At 68.1% G+C, this 22,720-nt stretch carries 37 protein-coding genes; 3 read left to right on the top strand and 34 right to left on the bottom strand.

The window, feature by feature from the left end:
- Nucleotides 1-10 precede the first annotated feature (10 nt).
- The 34 genes from ACFSDF_RS05570 to rpsJ form a co-directional block, all read right to left on the bottom strand.
- Nucleotides 11-535, bottom strand: coding sequence for a 2'-5' RNA ligase family protein (locus tag ACFSDF_RS05570; protein WP_167005619.1), 525 nt, complete (start codon nt 533-535; stop codon nt 11-13).
- 24 nt (nt 536-559) lie between these two features.
- Nucleotides 560-1,612, bottom strand: coding sequence for an LLM class flavin-dependent oxidoreductase (locus ACFSDF_RS05565; protein ID WP_167005622.1), 1,053 nt, complete (start codon nt 1,610-1,612; stop codon nt 560-562).
- 43 nt (nt 1,613-1,655) lie between these two features.
- The gene (locus ACFSDF_RS05560; RefSeq protein ID WP_167005624.1) at nt 1,656-1,922 is read right to left on the bottom strand and encodes a GlsB/YeaQ/YmgE family stress response membrane protein; all 267 of its coding nucleotides are present in this window, start codon (nt 1,920-1,922) and stop codon (nt 1,656-1,658) included.
- 139 nt (nt 1,923-2,061) lie between these two features.
- Nucleotides 2,062-2,619 (bottom strand): 50S ribosomal protein L17, encoded by a 558-nt coding sequence (gene rplQ, locus ACFSDF_RS05555; RefSeq protein ID WP_167005627.1) that lies wholly within the window; start codon nt 2,617-2,619, stop codon nt 2,062-2,064.
- A gap of 46 nt (nt 2,620-2,665) precedes the next feature.
- A complete protein-coding gene (locus ACFSDF_RS05550) occupies nt 2,666-3,679 on the bottom strand; it encodes a DNA-directed RNA polymerase subunit alpha (RefSeq protein ID WP_167005630.1) in 1,014 nt (337 codons plus the stop codon).
- Nucleotides 3,680-3,779: 100 nt separating this feature from the next.
- Nucleotides 3,780-4,388 (bottom strand): 30S ribosomal protein S4, encoded by a 609-nt coding sequence (gene rpsD / locus ACFSDF_RS05545; protein WP_167005633.1) that lies wholly within the window; start codon nt 4,386-4,388, stop codon nt 3,780-3,782.
- A gap of 27 nt (nt 4,389-4,415) precedes the next feature.
- Complete coding sequence (gene rpsK, locus ACFSDF_RS05540) at nt 4,416-4,814, bottom strand: 30S ribosomal protein S11 (RefSeq protein WP_167005636.1); 399 nt, start codon at nt 4,812-4,814, stop codon at nt 4,416-4,418.
- Nucleotides 4,814-5,191, bottom strand: coding sequence for a 30S ribosomal protein S13 (rpsM, locus tag ACFSDF_RS05535; protein WP_167005639.1), 378 nt, complete (start codon nt 5,189-5,191; stop codon nt 4,814-4,816). The genes rpsK and rpsM overlap by 1 nt, the downstream gene beginning before the upstream one ends.
- 138 nt (nt 5,192-5,329) lie before the next feature.
- Nucleotides 5,330-5,443 (bottom strand): 50S ribosomal protein L36, encoded by a 114-nt coding sequence (gene rpmJ, locus ACFSDF_RS05530; protein WP_167005642.1) that lies wholly within the window; start codon nt 5,441-5,443, stop codon nt 5,330-5,332.
- A gap of 28 nt (nt 5,444-5,471) precedes the next feature.
- Nucleotides 5,472-5,693, bottom strand: coding sequence for a translation initiation factor IF-1 (infA, locus tag ACFSDF_RS05525; RefSeq protein ID WP_167005645.1), 222 nt, complete (start codon nt 5,691-5,693; stop codon nt 5,472-5,474).
- Between the two features lie 122 nt (nt 5,694-5,815).
- Entirely contained in the window at nt 5,816-6,652 is an 837-nt protein-coding gene (map, locus tag ACFSDF_RS05520; protein WP_377156577.1) for a type I methionyl aminopeptidase, read from the bottom strand.
- 57 nt (nt 6,653-6,709) lie between these two features.
- Nucleotides 6,710-7,279 carry an adenylate kinase gene (locus ACFSDF_RS05515; RefSeq protein ID WP_255490667.1) on the bottom strand — a complete coding sequence of 190 codons (570 nt, stop codon included), beginning with the start codon at nt 7,277-7,279 and terminating at the stop codon, nt 6,710-6,712.
- Nucleotides 7,276-8,583, bottom strand: a complete 1,308-nt coding sequence (secY, locus tag ACFSDF_RS05510) for a preprotein translocase subunit SecY (protein ID WP_167005651.1) — start codon at nt 8,581-8,583, stop codon at nt 7,276-7,278. Before secY ends, ACFSDF_RS05515 begins: the two co-directional genes overlap by 4 nt.
- Before the next feature lie 133 nt (nt 8,584-8,716).
- Nucleotides 8,717-9,157, bottom strand: coding sequence for a 50S ribosomal protein L15 (gene rplO / locus ACFSDF_RS05505; protein ID WP_167251632.1), 441 nt, complete (start codon nt 9,155-9,157; stop codon nt 8,717-8,719).
- Between the two features lie 14 nt (nt 9,158-9,171).
- Complete coding sequence (rpmD, locus tag ACFSDF_RS05500; RefSeq protein WP_167005657.1) at nt 9,172-9,354, bottom strand: 50S ribosomal protein L30; 183 nt, start codon at nt 9,352-9,354, stop codon at nt 9,172-9,174.
- A complete protein-coding gene (gene rpsE, locus ACFSDF_RS05495) occupies nt 9,354-9,956 on the bottom strand; it encodes a 30S ribosomal protein S5 (protein WP_167005660.1) in 603 nt (200 codons plus the stop codon). The genes rpmD and rpsE overlap by 1 nt, the downstream gene beginning before the upstream one ends.
- A 26-nt stretch (nt 9,957-9,982) precedes the next feature.
- Entirely contained in the window at nt 9,983-10,366 is a 384-nt protein-coding gene (gene rplR, locus ACFSDF_RS05490) for a 50S ribosomal protein L18 (protein ID WP_167005663.1), read from the bottom strand.
- On the bottom strand, nt 10,366-10,908 hold the full coding sequence (gene rplF, locus ACFSDF_RS05485; RefSeq protein ID WP_167005666.1) for a 50S ribosomal protein L6: 543 nt from the start codon (nt 10,906-10,908) through the stop codon (nt 10,366-10,368). The genes rplR and rplF overlap by 1 nt, the downstream gene beginning before the upstream one ends.
- A 16-nt stretch (nt 10,909-10,924) precedes the next feature.
- The gene (rpsH, locus tag ACFSDF_RS05480) at nt 10,925-11,332 is read right to left on the bottom strand and encodes a 30S ribosomal protein S8 (RefSeq protein ID WP_167005669.1); all 408 of its coding nucleotides are present in this window, start codon (nt 11,330-11,332) and stop codon (nt 10,925-10,927) included.
- A gap of 75 nt (nt 11,333-11,407) precedes the next feature.
- Nucleotides 11,408-11,593 (bottom strand): type Z 30S ribosomal protein S14, encoded by a 186-nt coding sequence (locus ACFSDF_RS05475; protein WP_139087798.1) that lies wholly within the window; start codon nt 11,591-11,593, stop codon nt 11,408-11,410.
- A gap of 2 nt (nt 11,594-11,595) precedes the next feature.
- Nucleotides 11,596-12,165: a 50S ribosomal protein L5 gene (gene rplE / locus ACFSDF_RS05470; protein ID WP_167005672.1), complete on the bottom strand. Its 570-nt coding sequence runs from the start codon at nt 12,163-12,165 to the stop codon at nt 11,596-11,598.
- Nucleotides 12,165-12,533 (bottom strand): 50S ribosomal protein L24, encoded by a 369-nt coding sequence (rplX, locus tag ACFSDF_RS05465; RefSeq protein ID WP_208322436.1) that lies wholly within the window; start codon nt 12,531-12,533, stop codon nt 12,165-12,167. Before rplX ends, rplE begins: the two co-directional genes overlap by 1 nt.
- Entirely contained in the window at nt 12,533-12,901 is a 369-nt protein-coding gene (gene rplN, locus ACFSDF_RS05460; protein WP_139087795.1) for a 50S ribosomal protein L14, read from the bottom strand. The genes rplX and rplN overlap by 1 nt, the downstream gene beginning before the upstream one ends.
- A gap of 63 nt (nt 12,902-12,964) precedes the next feature.
- Nucleotides 12,965-13,240, bottom strand: coding sequence for a 30S ribosomal protein S17 (rpsQ, locus tag ACFSDF_RS05455; RefSeq protein WP_167005675.1), 276 nt, complete (start codon nt 13,238-13,240; stop codon nt 12,965-12,967).
- Nucleotides 13,237-13,461 carry a 50S ribosomal protein L29 gene (rpmC, locus tag ACFSDF_RS05450; RefSeq protein ID WP_139087793.1) on the bottom strand — a complete coding sequence of 75 codons (225 nt, stop codon included), beginning with the start codon at nt 13,459-13,461 and terminating at the stop codon, nt 13,237-13,239. Before rpmC ends, rpsQ begins: the two co-directional genes overlap by 4 nt.
- Nucleotides 13,461-13,880, bottom strand: coding sequence for a 50S ribosomal protein L16 (gene rplP, locus ACFSDF_RS05445; protein ID WP_167005679.1), 420 nt, complete (start codon nt 13,878-13,880; stop codon nt 13,461-13,463). The genes rpmC and rplP overlap by 1 nt, the downstream gene beginning before the upstream one ends.
- A 3-nt stretch (nt 13,881-13,883) precedes the next feature.
- Entirely contained in the window at nt 13,884-14,720 is an 837-nt protein-coding gene (gene rpsC / locus ACFSDF_RS05440) for a 30S ribosomal protein S3 (protein WP_167005682.1), read from the bottom strand.
- On the bottom strand, nt 14,720-15,166 hold the full coding sequence (gene rplV / locus ACFSDF_RS05435) for a 50S ribosomal protein L22 (protein ID WP_377156569.1): 447 nt from the start codon (nt 15,164-15,166) through the stop codon (nt 14,720-14,722). The genes rpsC and rplV overlap by 1 nt, the downstream gene beginning before the upstream one ends.
- Before the next feature lie 29 nt (nt 15,167-15,195).
- Complete coding sequence (gene rpsS, locus ACFSDF_RS05430; protein ID WP_167005689.1) at nt 15,196-15,477, bottom strand: 30S ribosomal protein S19; 282 nt, start codon at nt 15,475-15,477, stop codon at nt 15,196-15,198.
- Between the two features lie 13 nt (nt 15,478-15,490).
- Nucleotides 15,491-16,321: a 50S ribosomal protein L2 gene (gene rplB / locus ACFSDF_RS05425; protein WP_167005692.1), complete on the bottom strand. Its 831-nt coding sequence runs from the start codon at nt 16,319-16,321 to the stop codon at nt 15,491-15,493.
- Between the two features lie 21 nt (nt 16,322-16,342).
- Nucleotides 16,343-16,648, bottom strand: coding sequence for a 50S ribosomal protein L23 (gene rplW, locus ACFSDF_RS05420; protein ID WP_139087787.1), 306 nt, complete (start codon nt 16,646-16,648; stop codon nt 16,343-16,345).
- A complete protein-coding gene (gene rplD, locus ACFSDF_RS05415; protein WP_167005693.1) occupies nt 16,645-17,304 on the bottom strand; it encodes a 50S ribosomal protein L4 in 660 nt (219 codons plus the stop codon). The genes rplW and rplD overlap by 4 nt, the downstream gene beginning before the upstream one ends.
- Nucleotides 17,301-17,960 (bottom strand): 50S ribosomal protein L3, encoded by a 660-nt coding sequence (rplC, locus tag ACFSDF_RS05410; protein WP_167005695.1) that lies wholly within the window; start codon nt 17,958-17,960, stop codon nt 17,301-17,303. Before rplC ends, rplD begins: the two co-directional genes overlap by 4 nt.
- 11 nt (nt 17,961-17,971) lie before the next feature.
- Nucleotides 17,972-18,280: a 30S ribosomal protein S10 gene (gene rpsJ, locus ACFSDF_RS05405; protein ID WP_039345402.1), complete on the bottom strand. Its 309-nt coding sequence runs from the start codon at nt 18,278-18,280 to the stop codon at nt 17,972-17,974.
- A 447-nt stretch (nt 18,281-18,727) separates the two neighbouring features.
- Here rpsJ and ACFSDF_RS05400 point away from each other — a divergent pair, with 447 nt between their 5' ends.
- The 3 genes from ACFSDF_RS05400 to ACFSDF_RS05390 are packed head-to-tail and all read left to right on the top strand — an operon-like array spanning nt 18,728 to nt 22,710.
- On the top strand, nt 18,728-19,213 hold the full coding sequence (locus ACFSDF_RS05400) for a nucleoside deaminase (RefSeq protein WP_167005697.1): 486 nt from the start codon (nt 18,728-18,730) through the stop codon (nt 19,211-19,213).
- 9 nt (nt 19,214-19,222) lie between these two features.
- Nucleotides 19,223-20,098, top strand: coding sequence for an FAD binding domain-containing protein (locus ACFSDF_RS05395; protein WP_377156565.1), 876 nt, complete (start codon nt 19,223-19,225; stop codon nt 20,096-20,098).
- Nucleotides 20,095-22,710: a molybdopterin-dependent oxidoreductase gene (locus ACFSDF_RS05390; RefSeq protein WP_167251626.1), complete on the top strand. Its 2,616-nt coding sequence runs from the start codon at nt 20,095-20,097 to the stop codon at nt 22,708-22,710. Before ACFSDF_RS05395 ends, ACFSDF_RS05390 begins: the two co-directional genes overlap by 4 nt.
- Nucleotides 22,711-22,720: the final 10 nt, after the last annotated feature.

Here is a 22,720-nt window from a genome sequence, read left to right as displayed (position 1 = left end):
CACACGCGCGTCACGGGATGCGGGGGAGCACGACGGTCTCCCCCGTCCCGCTGTCGACGAGCGCGGCACGGTTCACCACGAGAGGCATCGGGAGCACGTCAGCGACCGCCGCGACGACCACCGGGAGGAGCGCGCCCGGGGCCCGCGTCGCGAGGGAGACGTGCGGGACCCAGGCCCCCTCGGCATAGTTGCGGTGCAGGTCGGCGCCCGTCGCCCGTACGGCCGCCACGACGGACTCCTGGCGCCGCGCCAGCTCGGCAGTCAGTGACGGCGCCAGCGCGGCACGCCCGCGCGGGAACGCGAGCGTGCCCTGGCACGTCAAGGTGAACGGACCACCATCGGGAAGCCTGTCCACCGCCTGGTGCACGGCTTCCAGATCCCACTCCCGCAGCACCGCGTACGAGAGGTGGGGGTGGTGCCGGCCGTGCGTGTGGGTCGCGAGGGTGTGCACGCCACGCGACTCCAGGCGCGCCCACAGCTCGCGGATCCTACGCTCGGTCCGCGCATCGAACAGGACGCAGACGGCGAGGGCCATGGTCCTAGCGTGACCTGTCCTGGGTCAGTCGACGAGCGCAGCGACCAGGAGCTCGAGCGTTCTTTCGCGGGCGACGGACCGCCGCGGGTCGCCACCGTGCCACGCGGACGCAACCGGGTGCACCATCACCTCGTCCACGTCGAACTGCGCGGCCAGAGCACGGATCCGCTCGGCGGCCTGCGTCGGATCACCGACGACGTTGCGCACCAGTCCGTCCTCGACCATCGCGCGCTGAGGTTCGCTCAGCTCCTGCTTCTCGGCGGCCTCCACGAGGTCCAACGCCGCCAACGGAGCGCCCGTCCTCAGCCGCGCCATCGACTGCAGGTTGGGGATCGCGAGCGCGGCTGCCTCCTCGTACGTCTCGGCGACGACCACGTTAACGGTGAGGAACGTCGTCGGCTCGGGCGTGTGCACGCTCGGTTGGAACTCGCGCCGATAGATCTCCAGCGCCTCAGCCGTCCCCTGGCCCGAGAAGTGGTGCGCGAACACGTACGGCAGCCCCTTGGCGGCGGCGAGGTGCGCGGAGTAGGTCGAAGAGCCGAGCAGCCACTGACGCGGCGTCGACGTCGCGCTCGGCGTCGCGCGGAGCCGGTAGTCCTCGCCGCGGATCGGAACCCGGACGCCCACGGTCGAGTCCATCAGGGCCATCACGTCGTCGAGGTACTGCGGGAACTGCTGGACGTCCGTGTCGTCGCGGCCCGCGGCACCGCGAAGCGCCCACGAGGTCACCGGATCGGAGCCGGGCGCGCGACCGAGCCCGAGATCGATTCGGCCCGGGTACGCCGCCTCGAGCAGCGCGAACTGCTCGGCGACCGCGAGCGGCGCGTGGTTCGGGAGCATCACTCCCCCCGATCCGAGGCGGATGCGCGCGGTCTGCGCCGCGAGGATCGCGATCAGGACGGGCGGGGACGTCGCCGCGACCGCCGGCATGTTGTGGTGCTCGGCGACCCAGTAGCGCGTGAACCCGAGCCGGTCGGCCACGCCCGCGAGCGCGGTCGTCGCGGCGAGCGCGTCAGAGGTCGTCTGGTCGGTACGGACGGGGACGAGGTCGAGGACCGAGAGCTTGGGAGACGCCATACCTCATGACAACGCCACGAGGTGCCCGTGGGATTCCTTCGGGCTAGTGGCTCGTCTGCGCGCGGCCGCGCCACCACTGCCACGCGAACGTGACGATCAGGGCACCGATGACCGAGCCGACGATCCCGCTGGGACGGAGTTCGAGCCCGTCGCCGGCGAGAAGGCTGACGAGCAGCCCCCCGACGAAGGACCCGACGATCCCGGAGACGAAGGCGACGGTCCAGTCGATGCCGGACATTCCGCGTCCGAGGATGAGCTGGGCAAGAGCGCCGGCCAGCATGCCGAAGAGGATGATCGCGATGATGAGCACGACCGCAGCCTAGGGGCACGCGGGCCGTGCTGCAGGCCTCGTTGCACGTCGATCTCGGCTCTCCCGCCGGTCACGAGACGAGGGCCGGCACCCGCCCCGTACGGGACTGGTGCCGGCCCTCGTGGGGAACCGTGAGGGGTCAGGCCTTGTCGGCGTCACCCTCGGCCTTGTCGGCGGTCGCCTCGTCGGCAGCAGGTGCCTCGTCGGCGGTCGCCTCGACCTCGGCCTCGTCGGCAGCGGCGATCTGGTCCTTGACCTCGTCGGCGCTCTCGGGGGCCTCGACCGGGGCGGCCTCAGCCTTCGCGGCCTTCTTCGGCGTCTTCGTCGTGACGGAGAAGTCCTTCTCCTCGACGAGCTCGATCACGGCCATGGGGGCGTTGTCGCCCTTGCGCGGCCCGATCTTGGTGATGCGCGTGTAGCCACCGGGGCGCGTCGTGTACTTCGGCGCGATCTCGGTGAACAGCTCGTGCAGGATGCCCTTGTCACGGATCACCTTGACGACCTGGCGCCGGTTGGCGACCGTGTCGACCTTGGCGCGGGTGATCAGCGACTCGGCGTACGGGCGAAGGCGCTTGGCCTTGGCCTCGGTGGTGGTGATGCGGCCGTGCTCGAACAGGCTCTGTGCGAGGTTGGCGAGGATGAGGCGCTGGTGCGCCGGGCTCCCGCCGAACCGCGGACCCTTTGTGGGCGTGGGCATTGCTTTGTCTCCTGGGAAGTAGTGCGGAGAGCAACTGAGCGCAGGCTCAGTACTGCTCGTCCTCCGCGAAGCTCTCGTCGTCGTCGCCGAAGTTGTCGACGACTGCGCTCGGGTCGAAACCGGCCGGGCTGTCCTTCAGGCCCAGACCCATCTCGGCGAGCTTGGCCTTCACCTCGTCGATCGACTTCGAGCCGAAGTTGCGGATATCCAGCAGGTCCTGCTCGCTGCGTGAGATGAGCTCACCCACCGTGTGGATGCCCTCACGCTTGAGGCAGTTGTACGACCGGACCGTCAGGTGGAGATCCTCCACCGGCAGGGCGAGGTCGGCGGCGAGCGCCTCGTCGACCGGCGACGGGCCGATGTCGATGCCCTCGGCCTCGACGTTCAGCTCACGCGCGAGACCGAACAGCTCGACCAGCGTCTTGCCGGCCGACGCCATGGCGTCGCGCGGCAGGATCGAACGCTTGGTCTCGACGTCGATGATGAGCTTGTCGAAGTCGGTGCGCTGCTCGACACGAGTGGCCTCGACCTTGTACGTGACCTTGAGGACCGGGCTGTAGATCGAGTCGATCGGCATGCGCCCGATCTCCTCGTCGCCGGTCTTGTTCTGGATCGCCGACACGTAGCCGCGTCCGCGCTCGACCACCAGCTCGACCTCGATCTTGCCCTTGTCGTTCAGGGTCGCGATCTTGAGGTCAGGGTTGTGCACCTCGACACCGGCCGGGGGCGCGATGTCGGCTGCGGTGACGTCGCCGGGGCCCTGCTTGCGCAGGTACATGACGACGGGCTCGTCGTGCTCCGAGCTGACCACGAGGTTCTTGAGGTTCAGGATGATCTCGGTGACGTCCTCGGTCACGCCGGGGATCGTCGAGAACTCGTGGAGCACGCCGTCGATCTTGATCGAGGTGACAGAAGCACCCGGGATCGACGACAGGAGCGTACGGCGCAGGGAGTTGCCGAGGGTGTAGCCGAAGCCCGGCTCGAGAGGCTCGATGACGAACCGCGAGCGGAACTCGTCGACGACGTCCTCGGACAGTGTCGGCCGCTGTGCAATGAGCATGTTCTGGGTTCCTTTCCGCGTCGCCCGCTATATGACGGACACGGTGAATGAGGCTGGTGGTGGCCTGCCCGAGCACGGGCTCGGGCAGGCCGGCGAGGCATCAGATCTTGGAGTAGTACTCCACGATCAGCTGCTCGGTGATCGGGACGACGATCTGCTCGCGCACCGGCGGCTGGTGGACGAGGACGCGCCCCTTCTCCGGCACGGCGGTGAGCCATGCGGGGACGGAGTCGGCGTTGAACGTCTCACGGGCCACGATGAACGGCGTCGTCTCGAGCGACTTCGGCCGCACGTCGATGATGTCGTACTGGCTGACCTGGTACGACGGGATGTCGACCTTGTGGCCGTTGACCAGGAAGTGGCCGTGGACCACGAGCTGGCGAGCGTGACGACGCGTGCGGGCGAAGCCGGCACGGTAGATCACGTTGTCGAGACGGCACTCGAGGATCTGGAGCAGGTTGTCACCGGTCTTGCCGGGACGACGGTGCGCCTCCTCGTAGTACTTGCGGAACTGCCGCTCGAGGACGCCGTAGGTGTAGCGCGCCTTCTGCTTCTCCTGCAGCTGCGTGCGGTACTCGCTCTCCTTCACCCGGCCGCGGCCGTGCTGGCCGGGCGGGTAGGGGCGACGCTCGAACGCGGCGTCACCGCCGACGAGGTCGACGCCCAGGCGGCGAGACTTCTTGGTCAGGGGTCCGGTATAACGGGCCATCTGTGTTCTCCTCTCCGATCCGGGCTATCAGACGCGGCGGCGCTTGGGAGGCCGCACGCCGTTGTGGGGGCTGGGGGTGACGTCCTGGATGGTGCCGACCTCGAGGCCGACCGCACCCAGGGAACGGATCGCCGTCTCGCGACCCGAGCCCGGGCCCTTCACGAAGACGTCGATCTTCTTCATCCCGTGCTCCATCGCCCGGCGCCCGGCGGCCTCAGCGGCCATCTGCGCGGCGTACGGAGTGGACTTGCGCGAACCCTTGAAGCCGACAGTGCCGGCAGAGGCCCACGAGATCACCGCACCGGACGGGTCGGTGATCGTGACGATCGTGTTGTTGAACGTGCTCTTGATGTGGGCCTGGCCCGCGGCGACGTTCTTCTTCTCCTTGCGGCGCACCTTCTTGGCGCCTGTGCCCTTCGGAGGCATTACTTACCCTTCTTCTTGCTGCCGGCAACGGTGCGCTTCGGGCCCTTGCGGGTGCGCGCGTTCGTCTTGGTCCGCTGACCGCGCACGGGGAGCCCGGCGCGGTGGCGGCGGCCCTGGTAGCTGCCGATCTCGATCTTGCGACGGATGTCGGCGGCCACTTCACGACGAAGGTCGCCCTCGACCTGGAACTGGCCGTCGATCGCGTCACGGAGCGCGACCAGCTGGTCCTCGCTCAGCTCGTGCACGCGCAGGTCGGGGCTGATGCCGGTCTGCTCGAGCAGCTGCTCGCTGCGGGTACGGCCGATGCCGTAGATGTAGGTGAGACCAATGACCACGCGCTTGTCGCGCGGCAGGTCGACACCGATGAGGCGTGCCATCAGGCGATGTCCTTCCACTGCGAAGGTGTGTGGCGTGACGCATCCCGGCTGCCTCAGCCGGGCCCTGGCCTTCGTTCCAGGGGAAGCACCTCGTCAGTCTCGACGCGGTGAGCGATCACGTTGCTGGGTGCGGGCTGGTCAGCCCTGCCGCTGCTTGTGGCGCGGGTTCTCACAGATCACCATGACTCGGCCATGGCGACGGATGACCTTGCACTTCTCGCAGATCGGCTTGACGCTCGGTTGAACCTTCATCGAGCTCTCTTATCTCGTACGGTCAGGGTCACTTGTACCGGTAGACGATCCGACCTCGGGTGAGGTCGTACGGGGACAGCTCCACCACCACACGGTCCTCAGGGAGGATCCGGATGTAATGCTGGCGCATCTTGCCGCTGATGTGCGCAAGAACCTTGTGGCCGTTGGTCAGCTCCACTCGGAACATCGCGTTCGGCAGGGCTTCGATAACCGAGCCCTCGAGCTCGATGACGCCTTCCTTCTTGGCCATGTCCTCCGCAATCTGTCGTACGTCTCTCGGACCGGCCGAAGGCATGCAGACATGCACACTCCGGCCGACTGTCCATAGTACGGTGCGCGGCAACCAAGGGACAAATCCGGCGGTCGGGCGTCTCAGTCCTCGGCGGGCCCGCCATACGGAACACCAAGCTCGGCGAGCCGCGCACGGCCCCCGTCGAGCGCGGTGAGCACCCACGCGCCGGTGTCGGTGAGCGTGAAGGTGTGCTCGAAGTGCGCCGACCAGCCCCCGTCGTCGGTGACGACCGTCCAGTCGTCCTCGAGCGTCGTCGTCTCGATCGTGCCCTCGGTGATCATCGGCTCGACCGCGAGGACAAGGCCCTTCACGAGCTTGGGACCGTGACCCGGTGCGCCGAAGTTGGGGACGTTGGGTGGCATGTGCATGGCGGAGCCGATCCCGTGGCCGACGTAGTCCTCGACGATCCCGTAGGACTCGCCGCCCGGGTGCGACCGCACGTACGACTCGACGCCGTGACCGATGTCGCTGACCCTGCCGCCGAGGTGTGCGGCCGCGATGCCGCGCCACAGCGATTCCTCGCACACGCGGACCAGCTCGCGGCGACTCTCGCTGATCTCCCCCACCGCGACCGTGATCGCCGCGTCGGAGTGCCACCCGTCAAGCACGCAGCCGCAGTCGATCGACACGAGGTCACCCTCCGCGATCACCCGCTCGCCCGGGATGCCGTGCACGACCTCGTCGTTGACGGAGGTGCAGATGGTCGCAGGGAATCCGTGGTAGCCCTTGAAGTTGGGCACGGCGCCGCGGCTGCGGATGTGCTCCTCTGCGATGGCGTCGAGGTCGGCGGTCGTCATGCCGGCGCGCACCGACTCTCTGAGGAGCTCGAGCGTCTCGCCGACGATCACACCGGCCCGCCGCATCACGGCAACCTGATCGGGCTTCTTGATCTCGAGCCCGCTGCCGAAGATCCCCATCAGAGGACGCGCCCCATCAACGTACGCACCCCATCGAACAACACGCCCATCGGCGCGTCAGCACGCCTGAGGCAGGGCGTCGAGGATCCGACCCTGGATGTCGTCGACCTCGCCGATCCCATCGACCTTCACGAGCAGCCCGCGGTCGGCGTAGACCGCGAGCAGGGGCGTGGTCCGCTCGTAGACCTCCTGGCGGTGACGGATGACCTCTTCGGTGTCGTCGGTACGCCCTGAGGTCTCGGCACGCTTCAGCAGCCGCGCGATGAGCTCCTCACGGTCCACCACCAGCTCCACGACGGCATCGAGCTGCTCGCCGAGGTCGTCGAGGATCCCGTCGAAGGTGTCCACCTGGTCGACCGTGCGCGGATAGCCGTCGAGCAGGAACCCTCGACGGGCGTCCTCCTGGCTCAGACGGTCGCGAACCATCGCGTTGGTGATCTCGTCCGGGACGTACTCACCCTTGTCCATGTAGCTCTTCGCCAGCACACCGAGCTCGGTCCCCTGCGAGACGTTGGCACGGAAGATGTCTCCGGTGGAGATGTGCGGGATGCCGAGCTTCTCGGCGAGCAGAGTCGCCTGGGTGCCCTTGCCAGCACCCGGGGGACCCATGAACAGGAGTCGCGTCACTTGAGGAACCCTTCGTAGTTGCGCTGCTGCAGCTGGCTCTCAATCTGCTTCACCGTGTCGAGGCCGACGCCCACGATGATGAGGAGCGTCGTACCGCCGAACGGGAAGTTCTGATTGGCGTCGACCAGCATGAAGGCCAGCAGCGGGATGAGCGCCACCAGACCGAGGTACAGCGAACCGGGGAAGGTGATGCGCGAGAGCACGTACCCGAGGTACTGCTCCGTCGGACGCCCCGCGCGGATGCCGGGGATGAAGCCGCCGTACTTCTTCATGTTGTCGGCGACCTCCTTCGGGTTGAACGTGATCGACACGTAGAAGTACGTGAAGAAGACGATCAGCAGGAAGAAGGTGAGCATGTAGACAGGGTGGTCGCCCTGGACGAAGTTCTCGTTGATCCAGTTGGCCCAGCCCTTGCCCTGGTTGAACTGCGCGGCGAGCGCAGGCAGGTAGAGGAGGCTGGAGGCGAAGATGACCGGGATGACGCCGGCCTGGTTGACCTTCAACGGGATGTAGGTCGAGGAGCCGCCGAACATCTTGCGGCCCACCATGCGGCGGGCGTACTGCACCGGGATACGGCGCTGCGCCTGCTCGATGAAGATGACGGCCGCGACGACCGCGAGGCCGACGCCGACGACGATGGCGAAGACGCCCCAGCCCTTCTGCTCCTTGATGAGCCACATGGTGCCGGGGAACGTGGCAACGATCTGCGTGAAGATCAGCAGCGACATGCCGTTGCCGACGCCGCGGTCGGTGATGAGCTCGCCGAACCACATGATCATCGCGGTGCCGGCCACCATCGTCAGGACGATGAGCAGGAAGAGGGCGACGGAGTCGGTGTCGTGCAGGAGGTCACGCTGGCACTGGTTGCCGAAGAGGGCACCCGAGCGTGCCATCGCCACGATGCCGGCGCCCTGGAGGACGGCGAGGCCGAGCGTCAGGTAGCGGGTGTACTGCGTGATCTTCGTCTGACCCGCCTGGCCCTCCTTCTTGAGGGCCTCCAGGCGTGGGATCACGACGGTGAGCAGCTGGAGGATGATGCTCGCGGTGATGTACGGCATGATGCCGAGCGCGAAGATCGTCAGCTGGAGCAGTGCACCGCCGGAGAAGACGTTGAGAAGGTTGAACAGACTGTTCGCGTTCTCACCGGATGTCGCGGCGTTGAGGCAGAACTGGACGTTCTCCACGTTGACGCCGGGGGCCGGAAGCATGGAGCCCATCCGGAACAGCACGAGGATGAACAAGACGAACAAGATCTTCTTACGTAGATCAGGCGTCTTGAACGCGTTGGCGAAGGCGCTGAGCACCGGGTCCTCCTATGGACAGCGGCGACGGTGTCCCGTGCGTGTGTGCGGTATGGGGTGAAGCGAAACATGGCGACTCTAACAGCCACCTGGGAAGCAGCTGTCAGAGACCGCCATGTCTCATGTCGAAGAGAGGTCAGAGCTCGGTGGTCGAGCCGCCGGCCGCTTCGATTTTGCTCTTGGCAGAGGCCGAGAACTTGTTCGCGGTCACCTGGACCGCGACCGAGATCTCGCCGTTCCCCAGCACCTTGACGGGCTGGCCCTTGCGGACCGCACCCTTCGCGACCAGTGCGGCCACGTCGACGGTGCCACCTTCAGGGAAGAGCTCGCCGAGGCGGGTCAGGTTCACGACCTGGTACTCCACCTTGAACGGGCTCTTGAAGCCGCCGAGCTTCGGGAGGCGCATGTGGATCGGGACCTGGCCGCCCTCGAAGCCGACCGGCACCTGGTAGCGGGCACTCGTGCCCTTGGTGCCGCGGCCCGCGGTCTTGCCCTTGCTTCCCTCACCACGACCCACACGGGTCTTGGCGGTCTTCGCACCCGGTGCGGGGCGGAGGTGATGCAGCTTGAGCGTCATGTCAGTTCCTCCCCTCAGTCCACAGTCTTGACGTCGACGAGATGAGGAACCGTCGCGATCATCCCGCGGATCTCGGGACGGTCCTCCTTGACGACGACGTCGCCGATGCGCTTGAGACCGAGCGTGCGCAGGGTCTCTCGCTGGTTCTGCTTGCGCCCGATGGCCGAGCGCACCTGGGTCACCTGCAGCTTGGCCATCACGCACCCGCCTGAGCCGGAGCCTGCGTAGGCTCCTTGCTGGACTTGAGCAGCGCAGCCGGCGTGACGTGCTCGACCGGCAGGCCGCGGCGGTCTGCCACGTCCTGGGGCGACTCGAGCTCCCGCAGCGCCTGGATGGTTGCGTGCACGATGTTGATCGCGTTGGACGAGCCGAGCGACTTGCTCAGCACGTCGTGGATGCCGGCGGCCTCGAGCACGGCGCGAACCGGGCCACCCGCGATCACACCGGTACCAGGTGCGGCCGGGCGCAGCATGACCACGCCGGCGGCCTTCTCACCCTGCACCGGGTGCGGGATGGTGCCCTGGATGCGCGGCACGCGGAAGAAGGACTTCTTCGCCTCCTCGACACCCTTTTGGATGGCGGTCGGCACCTCCTTGGCCTTGCCGTAACCGACGCCGACCATGCCGTCGCCGTCACCGACGACGACCAGGGCCGTGAAGCTGAACCGACGTCCGCCCTTGACGACCTTGGCCACGCGGTTGATGCCGACGACCTTCTCGATGTATGCGGTCTTGTCCGCCGAGTCGCGACCGCGACCCCGACGGTCCCCGCCGCCACTGCGGCGCTGGGCTCCGCTCATTCGACTGTCCTCTTCTCTCGTCTGGCCTAGAAGGCCAGGCCGCCCTCGCGGGCGCCCTCGGCCAGGGCGGCAACGCGCCCCTGGTACTTGTTCCCTGCGCGGTCGAACACGACGGACTCGACCCCGGCGACCTTCGCGCGATCGGCGATCAGCTCACCGACGCGACGGGCCTTGGCGGTCTTGTCACCGTCGAGCGTGCGCAGATCGACCTCCATCGACGATGCCGATGCAAGCGTACGACCCTCGAGGTCGTTGACGACCTGAGCGACGATGTGACGGCTCGACCGCGTGATCACCAGGCGGGGACGTTCCTGCGTCCCGGAGACCCGCTTGCGGCCACGGACCTGGCGGCGACGACGCCCCGCGATACGCGCGGCCTCGTGCTTGCGGTGCTTGAGAGCGATAGCCATTACTTACCAGCCTTCCCGGCCTTGCGGCGAACCTGCTCGCCGGCGTAACGCACGCCCTTGCCCTTGTACGGCTCGGGCTTGCGCAGCTTGCGGATGTTGGCCGCAACCTCGCCGACCTGCTGCTTGTCGATGCCCGCCACGGTGAGCTTTGTCGGCGACTCGACCGTGAAGGTCACGCCCTCCGGAGCCTCGAACGGCACCGGGTGGCTGAAGCCGAGGCTGAGCTCGATCGCGGCCGGGCCCTTCGCCAGGACGCGGTAGCCGACGCCCACCAGCTCGAGCTTCTTCTCGTAGCCCTGCGTCACACCGATCACCATGTTGTTGATCAGCGTGCGCGTCAGGCCGTGGAGCGAGCGGTTCTGACGCTCGTCGTTCGGACGCTCGACCGAGATCGCGCCGTCCTCACCCTTGTTAGCGGTGATCGGTGCGGCCACGGTGTGCGACAACGAGCCCTTGGGACCCTTGACCGTGACGACCTGGCCGTCGATCGCGATGTCGACACCGGAAGGAACCGTCACCGGCTGCTTGCCAATACGTGACATGTGTTTTCTCCTCCCGTCACCAGACGTACGCGAGGACTTCGCCGCCCACGCGCTTGTACTTGGCCTGCTTGTCGGTGAGGAGGCCCTGGCTCGTGGAGATAATCGCCACGCCCAGGCCTCCGAGCACCTTCGGCAGGTTGTTCGACTTCGCGTACACGCGCAGGCCCGGCTTGCTGATGCGGCGGATGCCGGCGATCGCACGCTCGCGGTGCTGGCCGTACTTGAGGGTGACGGTGAGCGTCTTGCCCACCTCGCCCTCGGCCGGCTCTGCCACGGTGTAGCCCGTGATGTAGCCCTCTTGCTTCAGGATGTCCGCGACGCCGGCCTTGAGCTTGCTGTAGGGCATGCTCACCTCGTCGTGGAACGCCTGGTTGCCGTTGCGGACACGCGTCAGCATGTCCGCGATCGGATCAGTCATCGTCATGAGTGTGTTTCCACTTTCCTGCCACGGTTTCCGTACCTACGGTCCGGACCTGCGGCGTTCAGGGTCGAGTCGGGATTACCAGGAGCTCTTCGTGACGCCCGGGAGCTCACCGCGGTGAGCCATGGTCCGCAGGCAGATCCGGCACAGGCCGAACTTGCGGTAGACGGACTTCGGACGGCCACAGCGCTGGCAGCGGGTGTAGGCGCGCACGGCGTACTTCGGCTTGCGCGCAGCCTTCACCTTGAGCGAGGTCTTCGCCATTGTCAGTTCTCCTTGAAGGGGAAGCCGAGCTTGGTGAGGAGCGCGCGCCCCTCCTCGTCGTTGGTCGCCGTGGTGACGATGGTGATGTCCATGCCACGCGTACGGTCGATCTTGTCCTGATCGATCTCGTGGAACATGACCTGCTCCGTGAGACCGAACGTGTAGTTGCCGCGCCCGTCGAACTGCTTCGGCGAGAGCCCGCGGAAGTCGCGGATACGCGGGAGGGCGATCGTCAGCAGACGGTCGAGAAACTCCCACATACGGTCGCCGCGCAGCGTCACGTGCGCACCGATCGGCATGCCCTCGCGCAGCTTGAACTGCGCGATCGACTTGCGCGCCCGGGTGACCTGAGGCTTCTGACCGGTGATCGCGGCCAGATCGCGGATCGCGCCCTCGATGAGCTTCGAGTCGCGAGCTGCCTCGCCGACGCCCATGTTGACGACGATCTTGGTCATGCCCGGGACCTGCATGACGTTCTCGAACGAGAACTCCTCACGCAGCGCCGGGAGGATCTCCTCGCGGTAACGCGTCTTGACGCGCGGCATGACCTTCTCTGCGGTCTCGGCGGTCATCAGATCTCCTCTCCGGTGCGCTTGGCGACGCGCACGCTGCGCTGCGCCGTGTAGGTCGAGCCGTCGGCACGCTTCTTGGTGACGTCGTCACGACGGAAGCCGACGCGGGTGGGGACCTTCTCGCCGTCGACCTCCACCAGGAGCGCCACGTTCGAGACGTGGATCGGAGCCTCCTTGGTGATGATCGAGCTGGTCGTGCCCGGCTGCAGCGCCTTCTGATGGCGCTTGATCCGGTTCACGCCCTCGACGATGACGCGCTCGGTCTCGGGGTTCACCGCGATGACCTTGCCCTCGACGCCGCGGTCCTTGCCGGACAGCACGCGGACGTGGTCACCCTTCTTGATGTTCAGGCTCTTCTTAACAGTCATCACAGCACCTCCGGGGCGAGCGAGATGATGCGCATGAACCGCTTGTCGCGCAGCTCACGGCCCACGGGGCCGAAGATGCGCGTGCCACGGGGCTCACCATCATTCTTCAAGATGACTGCGGCGTTCTCGTCGAACCGGATGTAGGAGCCGTCCGGACGACGGCGCTCCTTCGCGGTGCGGACGACGACGGCCTTGACGACGTCGCCCTTCTTGACGTTCCCGCCCGGGATCGCGTCCTTGACGGTGGCGACGATGGTGTCGCCGATCCCTGCGTATCGACGACCGGAACCGCCGAGCACGCGGATGCAGAGGATCTCCTTTGCACCGGTGTTGTCGGCGACCTTGAGTCGCGACTCCTGCTGGATCATCGGTTCTCTCCTGTTGTCTCGCCGGTTCTCACGGGGTCTCCGTGAGCCTGACGGAACGAGTGGTTACTTGGCCTTCTCGAGGATCTCGACGAGGCGCCAGCGCTTGGTCGAGGACAGCGGACGGGTCTCCGCAATCAGCACGCGATCTCCGATGCCGGCCTCGTTGGCCTCGTCGTGCGCCTTGAGCTTGCTCGTACGGCGCAAAACCTTGCCGTACAGAGCGTGCTTGACGCGGTCCTCGACGCTCACGACGACGGTCTTGTCCATCTTGTCGCTGACGACGAGGCCCTCGCGCACCTTGCGGCGGTTACGCTCGCCGGTGGTGTTGTTGGTGCTCATGCCTCTTCACTTTCGATGATGCCGAGCTCGCGCTCACGGACGACGGTGTAGATGCGCGCGATATCCTTGCGCACCGTACGCAGCCGCGCGTTGTTCTCGAGCTGGCCGGTCGCGGCCTGGAAGCGAAGGTTGAACAGCTCTTCCTTGGCCTCACGCAGCTTGTCGGCCAAGTCCTCCGCGCTCAGCGAGCGGAGGTCGGCGGCGGTGGTGACGTTCGCCATCAGAGTTCACCTGCCTCGCGGGTCACGATCTTGCACTTCATCGGGAGCTTGTGGATCGCACGCCGCAGCGCCTCACGCGCCACCGGCTCCGAGACGCCCGAGAGCTCGAACATCACTCGGCCGGGCTTCACGTTGGCGATCCACCACTCCGGCGAACCCTTGCCGGAACCCATGCGGGTCTCGGCAGGCTTCTTGGTCAGCGGACGGTCGGGGTAGATGTTGATCCACACCTTGCCGCCACGCTTGATGTGACGGGTCATCGCGATACGCGCGGACTCGATCTGGCGGTTGGTCACATAGTGACCCTCGACCGCCTGGATGCCGAAGTCACCGAACGCCAGCGACGTACCGCCCTTGGCGGCACCACGACGCTTGGGGTGGTGCTGCTTGCGGTGCTTGACCCTACGCGGGATCAGCATGGTTCAGCTCTCCGTTCCGTTCGCTGCGTCCGCCGGGGCGGCAGCAGCCTCACTGCTGGCGGGAGCCGGCTCAGCGGCCTGCTCCTGCTGACGTGCGGGACGCTCTCCGCGCTGCCCGTCACGCGCCGGACGGCGAGCGCCGCCACGGCTCGGACGCTGACGCCCACCGGGGGCGGCGGCGCGGGCGGCGGCCTGAGCCTCGCGCTCGGCACGGGTGCCGGCGACCTCGCCCTTGTAGATCCAGACCTTCACACCGATGCGGCCGAAGGTTGTCCTGGCCTCGTAGAAGCCGTAGTCGACGTCGGCGCGCAGCGTGTGCAGCGGCACACGACCCTCGCGGTAGAACTCCGAGCGCGACATCTCCGCACCGCCGAGACGGCCGGAGCACTGGATGCGAACACCCTTGGCGCCCGCGCGCATCGTCGTCTGCAGTGCCTTGCGCATCGCGCGGCGGAACTGAACGCGGCCGGCGAGCTGCTCGGCGACGCCCTGGGCCACCAGCTGCGCATCGAGCTCGGGGTTCTTGACCTCGAGGATGTTGAGCTGGATCTGCTTGCCCGTCAGCTTCTCGAGATCGCCACGGATGCGGTCGGCCTCGGCGCCACGGCGACCGATGACGATGCCCGGACGCGCGGTGTGGATGTCCACACGGACGCGGTCGCGGGTGCGCTCGATCTCGACGCGGCTGATGCCGGCGCGATCCATGCCCTTGGTGAGCAGGCGACGGATCTTGATGTCCTCACCGACATAGCTCTTGTAGAGCTTGTCGGCGTACCAGCGGCTCTTGTGATCGGTGGAGATCCCGAGACGGAAGCCGTGCGGGTTGATCTTCTGTCCCACTAGCGGTTCCCACCCTTCTTGTTGGCCTTACGTGTACGAGTCTGCGCCACCGCGTCACGCGGCTGCACGACGACGGTGATGTGGCTGGTGCGCTTGAGGATGCGGTTGGCCGCACCACGCGCACGCGGACGCCAGCGCTTCATCGTCGGGCCCTCGTCGACACGTGCGGCCGAGATGATCAGCGTCGAACGGTCGAGACCTTCAGTGGTCTCGGCGTTGGCGACGGCGCTCGCCACCAGCTTGTAGACGTTGGTCGCTGCGGCCTGCGGCGCGAACTGCAGCAGCGCCAGCGCCTCGTCCACGTCGAGGCCGCGGACCAGGTCGACGACCCGGCGTGCCTTCTGCGGCGTGACGCGGACGAAGCGTGCGACCGCGAAAGCACCGGGCTCGTCGCCGAGCAGGCTCTCGCGTCGGGCGCTGAGGCCCTTACGCTCCAATGTGCTCATCTGAACTCTTCCCTTGGTTGTCGCCCGCGTCAGCGGCGGCGGCTCTTTCGGTCGTCCTTGACGTGTCCGCGGAAGGTGCGTGTCGGTGCGAACTCGCCCAGCTTGTGGCCGACCATCGCATCGGTGACGAACACCGGCACGTGCTTACGCCCGTCGTGAACGGCGATGGTGTGACCGATGAAGGACGGGAGGATCATCGAGCGGCGCGACCACGTCTTGATGACGGTGTGCGTGTCGGCCTCGTTCTGAGTCTCGACCTTCTTCATCAGGTGGTCGTCGACGAACGGCCCCTTCTTCAAACTGCGTGGCATGTCAGGCTCTTCCTCAGCGCTTTCCGGACTTGCGGCGACGGACGATCAGCTTGTCGCTGGCCTTCTTCTTGCGGGTGCGGCCCTCGGGCTGGCCCCACGGCGACACCGGGTGACGTCCACCCGAGGTCTTGCCCTCGCCACCACCGTGCGGGTGGTCGATCGGGTTCATCGCCACACCGCGGACGGTCGGGCGCTTGCCCTTCCAGCGGTTGCGGCCTGCCTTGCCCCAGTTGATGTTGGACTGCTCGGCGTTGCCGACCTCTCCAACGCTGGCGCGGCAGCGGACGTCGACGTAGCGCATCTCGCCCGAGGGCAGACGCAGCTGCGCGCGGTTGCCCTCACGAGCGACCAGCTGGACCTTGGCGCCGGCCGAGCGGCCCATCTTGGCACCGCCACCGGGACGGAGCTCGATCGCGTGGATCGTGGTGCCGACGGGGATGTTGCGCAGCGGCAGGTTGTTGCCGGGCTTGATGTCGGCGCCGGGACCGGCCTCGACGGTCATGCCCTGCTTCAGACCCTCCGGCGCGATGATGTAGCGCTTCTCGCCGTCCGCGTAGTGCAGCAGCGCGATGCGCGCCGTGCGGTTGGGGTCGTACTCGATGTGCGCGACCTTCGCCGGCACGCCGTCCTTGTCGTACCGCTTGAAGTCGATGATGCGGTACGCGCGCTTGTGACCGCCGCCCTGGTGACGGGTGGTGATCCGGCCCTGGTTGTTGCGACCGCCCTTCTTGGGCAGCGGACGCGTCAGGGACTTCTCAGGGGTCGTTCGCGTGATCTCGCTGAAGTCGGCCACCGAGGAGCCACGACGGCCCGGGGTGGTCGGCTTGTACTTACGAATTGCCATGCGTACTCAGTCCTCGTTCGTTCAGGCGCCCGGCGCAGCGAAGATGTCGATGCTCTGGCCCGGGGCGACGCTCACGATGGCGCGCTTGACGTCGGCACGCTTGCCGGTGCCGAAGCGCGTACGGCGCGTCTTGCCCTTGCGGTTCTGGGTGTTCACCGCGGTGACCGTGACACCGAAAACCTTCTCGACGGCGATCTTGATCTCGGTCTTGTTGGCGTCGGGCCGGACGATGAACGTGTACTTGTTCTCGTCGAGGAGCCCGTAGCTCTTCTCGCTCACGACCGGCGCGATCAGGACGTCGCGCGGGTCCTTCTGCAGCGTGCTCACTTGTCACCGTCCTTGGCGGTAGCGGCCTCGCTCAGCTTGATCGTCTCGGCGTCGCCGCTGGAGCGCAGCGCCACGAAGGCGTCGAACGCGGCCTTGGTGAAGACCACGTCGTCGCTGAGCAGGACGTCGTACGTGTTGAGCTGAGCCAGCTCGATCAGGTGCGTGCCCGCCACGTTGCGCAGGCTCTTGACCGTGACCTGGTCGGTGCGCTCGACGACGACCAGCGTGCGCGGACGCCCGGTGATCTCGCGGAGCGTGGCCAGCGCCGTCTTCGTCGACGGCGCGTCGCCGGTGACGAGGGACTCGACCACGTGGAGGCGGCCGTTGCGGACCCGGTCGGAGAGGGCGCCACGCAGAGCGGCGGCCTTCATCTTCTTGGGGGTGCGCTGGTCGTAGCTGCGCGGCGTCGGGCCGTGCACCACGCCACCACCGGTGAACTGAGGTGCGCGGATCGAGCCCTGACGAGCGCGGCCGGTGCCCTTCTGGCGGTACGGCTTGCGGCCGCCGCCGGCAACCTCGGCGCGAGTCTTGGTGTCGTGGGTGCCCTGGCGCGCGGCAGCGAGCTGGGCGACGACGACCTGGTGGATCAGCGGGATGTTGACCTGGGCGTCGAAGACGTCCTTCGGCAGGTCGACGTCGATGAGGTTCGCGGTCACTTGACGGCTCCCTTCTTGGCGCCGGTGCGGATCATCACGATGCCGCCCTTGGGGCCGGGAACCGCACCCTTGATAAGGATGATGCCCTTGTCGGCATCGACGGCGTGGACCGTGAGGCTCTGCGCGGTCACGCGGTCGGTGCCCATGTGGCCGGCCATGCGCAGGCCCTTGAACACACGGCCCGGCGTGGCGCAGCCGCCGATCGAACCCGGCTTGCGGTGGTTGCGGTGTGCGCCGTGCGAGGCGCCGACGCCGGAGAAGCCGTGACGCTTCATGACACCGGCGAAGCCCTTGCCCTTGCTCGTACCGGTGACGTCGACGAAGTCGCCGGCAGCGAAGATCTCCGGGCTGACAGCCTGGCCAATCTCGTAGTCGGCGATGGCCTCGGTGCGGATCTCGGCGAGGTGACGACGCGGGGTGACGTTGGCCTTGCCGAAGTGTCCGGTCTGGGGCTTGTTCACCTTGCGCGGGTCGATCTCGCCGAAGCCGATCTGGACGGCCGTGTAGCCGTCGGTCTCCTGTGTGCGGATCTGCGTCACGACGTTGGTGTCGGCAGCGATCACGGTCACGGGGACCACGCGGTTGTTCTCGTCCCACGTCTGGGTCATGCCGAGCTTGCGCCCGAGCAGCCCGACGGGTGCCTTCTGGTTGCTCATCCGATCGTCCCTCAGAGCTTGATCTCGATGTCCACGCCGGCGGGGAGGTCGAGACGCATCAGCGAGTCGACGGTCTTCGGCGTGGGGTCGATGATGTCGATGAGGCGCTTGTGGGTGCGCATCTCGAAGTGTTCGCGGCTGTCCTTGTACTTGTGCGGCGAACGAATGACGCAGTAGACGTTCTTTTCCGTCGGCAGAGGCACCGGGCCAGCGACCGTGGCACCCGTACGCGTGACGGTGTCGACGATCTTGCGCGCCGAGGTGTCAATCACCTCGTGGTCATAGGCCTTGAGCCTGATGCGGATCTTCTGTCCCGCCATGCTCTCGCTTCGTCCTTCTCTTCGTACTGCCTCGGTCTCTCCACCTCGGGCTCGAGGAAGAGCGGTCGCTCCCCTCCGACCCCCGAGGTCGGGCGTGTCGCGGGCACAAAGCGCGCGAGTCCGTCACACCTCTGGAGTTGGATGGTTGGGCCTCGGGCCGCCGCCCACCCGTGAAGGGTGTGCCTGCTCTTCCCAAAACCAGGCGCGACCACCGCTCTCCACACGGGAGAACAGCCGGACGCGCCGGAGCAACTTCCCAAGTCTGACAGACCGGACCCCGCAATGCCAAATCGGGGTGCGAGACCTGCCTCACCTGGTTGCTGCCAGATTACCTGCCGCCTTCAAGATGGCCCAGCGGCTGAACGGACGGAAACGTCATGATCTCCCCATTCCGGACTCGCGAGGGGCAGTCTGGGGATACCGTCCGCACGCACGGAGGGAGCCACGATGAGCGAGACCTCGACCGACGCGCACCTCGCGTACCTCGAGCGCGCCGTGCGTCTCGCAGGCGACAACGTGGCGGCGGGCGGCGGTCCGTTCGCTGCCCTCGTCGTGGCGGAAGGGACCCTGGTGAGTCTCGGCGTCAACCAGGTGACGTCGACCCACGACCCGACCGCGCACGCCGAGATCGTCGCGATCCGCAGAGCGTGCGCGGAGCTCGCGACGTTCTCGCTGCGAGGCGCCGTCCTCTATTGCTCGTGCGAGCCGTGTCCGATGTGCCTCGCAGCGTCGATGTGGGCACGGGTGGCCGCGGTCTACTACGCCGCCGATCGTCACGACGCCGAGCGCGCCGGCTTCGACGACAGCGCGCTCTACGCGCTCCTCTCCTCTCCCCGGGAGTCCTGGCCGCAGCCGGTGAGGTCCCTGCGTACGCCGCACGCGTCAGCACCGTTCGACGCGTGGCTGGCCCACGGCGCCCGCGTCGACTATTGAGGAGCTGTCATGGACCTCGTCGACGTCGACGCCTGGATCCCCCTGACGGACGCCTCCGCGCTCGCGCGCTGGCGCCCCGGCGACGCCTACGTGGCGGGCGGAACGTCTCTCTTCTCCGAGCCCCAGCCCGGTGTACGACGACTCCTCGACCTGACGGCGCTCGACTGGCCGCCCCTCGTCCTCCACGACGACGCCCTCGAGATCGGCGCGACCTGCACGCTGGGGACGCTCGCCGCGGCAGCCGGTGACCCCGCTCCCCTGCTGCGGCTGGGCGGGATCCACGCCCGTCCAGCGGTCACCTTCCCCGGTCCGTGGACCTTCGGGCCGCTGGTGCGCTCCGCGGTCGACGCGCTCGTGGCGTCGTTCAAGGTCTGGCACGACGCCACCGTCGGCGGCAACGTGTGCCTAGCACTGCCCGCGGGCGCGATGACGTCGGTGCTCAGCGCGCTCGGGACGACCGTCTTGCTTTGGAGCCCCGACGGCACGACGCGGACCACGAGCGTCGACGCCCTCGTGACCGGCGTCGGGACGACCTCGCTGGCGCCGGGTGAGCTCGTGCGGGCGTTCCACGTACCCGCAGGGGCGCTGGTCGCCCCGACAGCCTTCCTTCGCGCATCGCTGTCGGCCCGCGGGCGGTCGGCGGCCGTCGTCGTCGCGCGACGCACCGACGACGGCGCGGTGGTCTCGGTGACCGGCGCCACCGCCAGACCGTACGTGCTCGCGTTCGACCTCGCCCCGACGCGGGCGGGCTGGCACGAGGCACTGGAGCAGGCGATCCCTGAGGACGCGTGGCTCGGCGACGTCCACGGCGCTACCGACTGGCGCCGCCAGCAGACGCACGCGCTCGGCGCCGGGGCGCTCCGTACGATCGAGGCGCTGCGATGACGACACTCGTCAACGGGGTCGCCGTCGAGGCAGCGCCTCGCCCGGGCCAGTGCCTGCGGACGTACCTTCGCGAGCAGGGTCACACGGACGTCAAGAAGGGGTGCGACTCCGGCGACTGTGGGGCGTGCAGCGTGCTGCTCGACCGGGCTCCGGTGCACTCCTGCCTGGTCCCGGCGGTGCGGGCGGATGGCCACGAGGTCATCACGGCCGCCGGCCTGTCGCCCGGCGACGAGACCGGGGGCACCGCCCGCCGGTTCCTCAAGGCCCAGGGGTTCCAGTGCGGCTTCTGCACCGCGGGGATGGTCGTCACGGCGTCGTGCCTCGGCCCCGACGAGGGCGACGACGTGGACCGCCTCCTCAAGGGCAACCTCTGCCGCTGCACCGGCTACCGCTCCGTGCGCGACGCACTGGCAGGCGCGACGAACGTCGAGCTCGAGCCGACGCGCAACCCGGTGGGGCGCAGCGTCGGCTCACCCGCCGGGCCCGCCGTCGTGCGGGGTCGCCAGCCGTTCACGCTGGACGAGACGCTGAGCGGCACACTGCACGGCGCCGTCGTCCGATCGCCGTACGCCCACGCCCGCATCGTCCGGGTCGACACCTCGCGGGCCCTCGCCGATCCCGACGTCGTCGCCGTCCTCACCCACGCCGACGTCCCCGACAGCCTGTTCTCGACCGGTCGTCACCACCTGCGCGACGACGACCCCCGTGACACCCGGGTGCTGGACACGGTCGTCCGCTTTGTCGGCCAGCGGGTCGCCCTCGTCGTCGCGACGACACCGCACGCCGCGCAACGTGCACGCGACCTCGTTGCCGTCTCGTACGAGGAGCTCCCCGCCGTCGTCGACCCGGAGCGTGCCCGCAGCCCGGGCGCTCCCCTGCTCCATGCCGACAAGGGGCCGGAGTCGGGCATTGCCGACCCCGCCCGCAACGTCGTCGCGGCGATCGCCGCCGAGTCCGGATCGGTCGAGGAGGGTCTCGCCGCCGCGGCGCACGCCTACGAGGCGACGTTCACGACCGCCCGCGTCCAGGCGACCCACCTCGAGACGCACGGCGCGGTGGGATGGCTCGCAGACGACGGCGTGCTCGTGGTCCGGACCAGCAGCCAGGTGCCGTTCCTCGTCCGCGACGAGCTCGCGGCCCTGCTCGGGCTGCCGCGTGAGCGGATCGAGGTGGTCACGAACCGGGTCGGTGGCGGGTTCGGCGCCAAGCAGGAGATGCTCGTCGAAGATCTGGTGGCACTGGCGGTCCTGCGGACCGGGCGCGCCGTCCAGCTCGAGCTGAGCCGTACCGAGCAGCTCACCGCCACCACCGTCCGGCACCCGATGCGGATCCACGTCCGCGCCGGCGTGGACGTCGACGGACTCCTCACCGCTCTCGACGTCGACGTCCTCTCGGACACCGGCGCGTACGGCAACCACGGCCCCGGCGTGCTGTTCCACGGCTGCAACGAGTCGATCGCGGCCTACCGGTGCCCGCACAAGAGGGTACGCGGCGAGGTGGTCTACACGAACGCGGTGCCGTCGGGCGCGTTCCGCGGGTACGGGCTGGGCCAGCTGGTCTTCGCGATCGAGCAGGTCCTCGACGAGCTGGCGCGGATGTCCGGCATCGACCCGTACGAGCTGCGCGCTCGCAACGTGGTCGTCCCGGGCGACCCGATGGTCTCGTGGTCCAGCGAGCACGACGACGTCCAGTACGGCAGCCACGGCGCGCGCGAGTGCCTCGCCCTCGCCCGGGAGGCGGTCGCACGCGACCTCGCTTCCACCCCCACCGGCCCGCAGTGGCGCACCGGCCGCGGGATGGCGATGGCGATGATCGACACCATCCCGCCGCGCGGTCACCACGCGTCAGCGCAGGTCCGCCTCCTCGCTGACGGGACGTACGAGGCGTCGGTCGGCTCCGCGGAGTTCGGCAACGGCACGTCCACCGCGCACGTCCAGCTCGTCGCGCAGGCGCTCGGGACGACGAGCGATCGGATCCGACTCGTCTCTGGCGGCACCCGCACGGTCGCGCACGACACCGGCGCGTTCGGGTCGACCGGGATCGTGGTCGCGGGGAGGGCGCTGACCTCGGCGGCCGACGATCTCCTCGCGCAGGTGCGTGCCGCGCGTGCGGAGGGACGACCGACGGTCGGCCTCGTCGGATCGGCGACGGCAGGCGGATCCCCGCGCTCGATCGCGTTCAACGTCCAGGCGTTCGCGCTGGCGGTCGACGTCGAGACCGGAGAGGTACGGATCCTCCGTTCGGTCCACGCCGCCGACGCAGGTGTCGTCGTCAACCCCGAGCAGTGTCGTGGACAGATCGAGGGCGGCGTCGCCCAGGGCATAGGGACGGCACTCTTCGAAGAGGTCGTCGTCGACGAGGGCGGGGTCGTACAGACACCGGTCCTGCGGACCTACCACGTCCCTCAGATCGTGGACGTGCCCACGACTGAGGTGCTGTTCGCGTCGACCTCGGACGCGCTCGGCCCGTACGGAGCGAAGTCGATGAGCGAGTCTCCGTACAACCCCGTCGCCGCGGCCCTCGCGAACGCCGTCCGCGACGCGATCGGCGTACGGATCACCGACCTGCCGCTGTCCCGCGACCGTGTCTGGCGTGCCGCGGGCGGACGCTGACCGTCCCGTC

The sequence above is a fragment of the Mumia zhuanghuii genome (assembly GCF_042681565.1).
Classification (GTDB): domain Bacteria; phylum Actinomycetota; class Actinomycetes; order Propionibacteriales; family Nocardioidaceae; genus Mumia.
The sequence above is the reverse complement of the archived record's forward strand: the minus strand, read 5'-3'. Positions and strand labels throughout refer to the sequence as shown.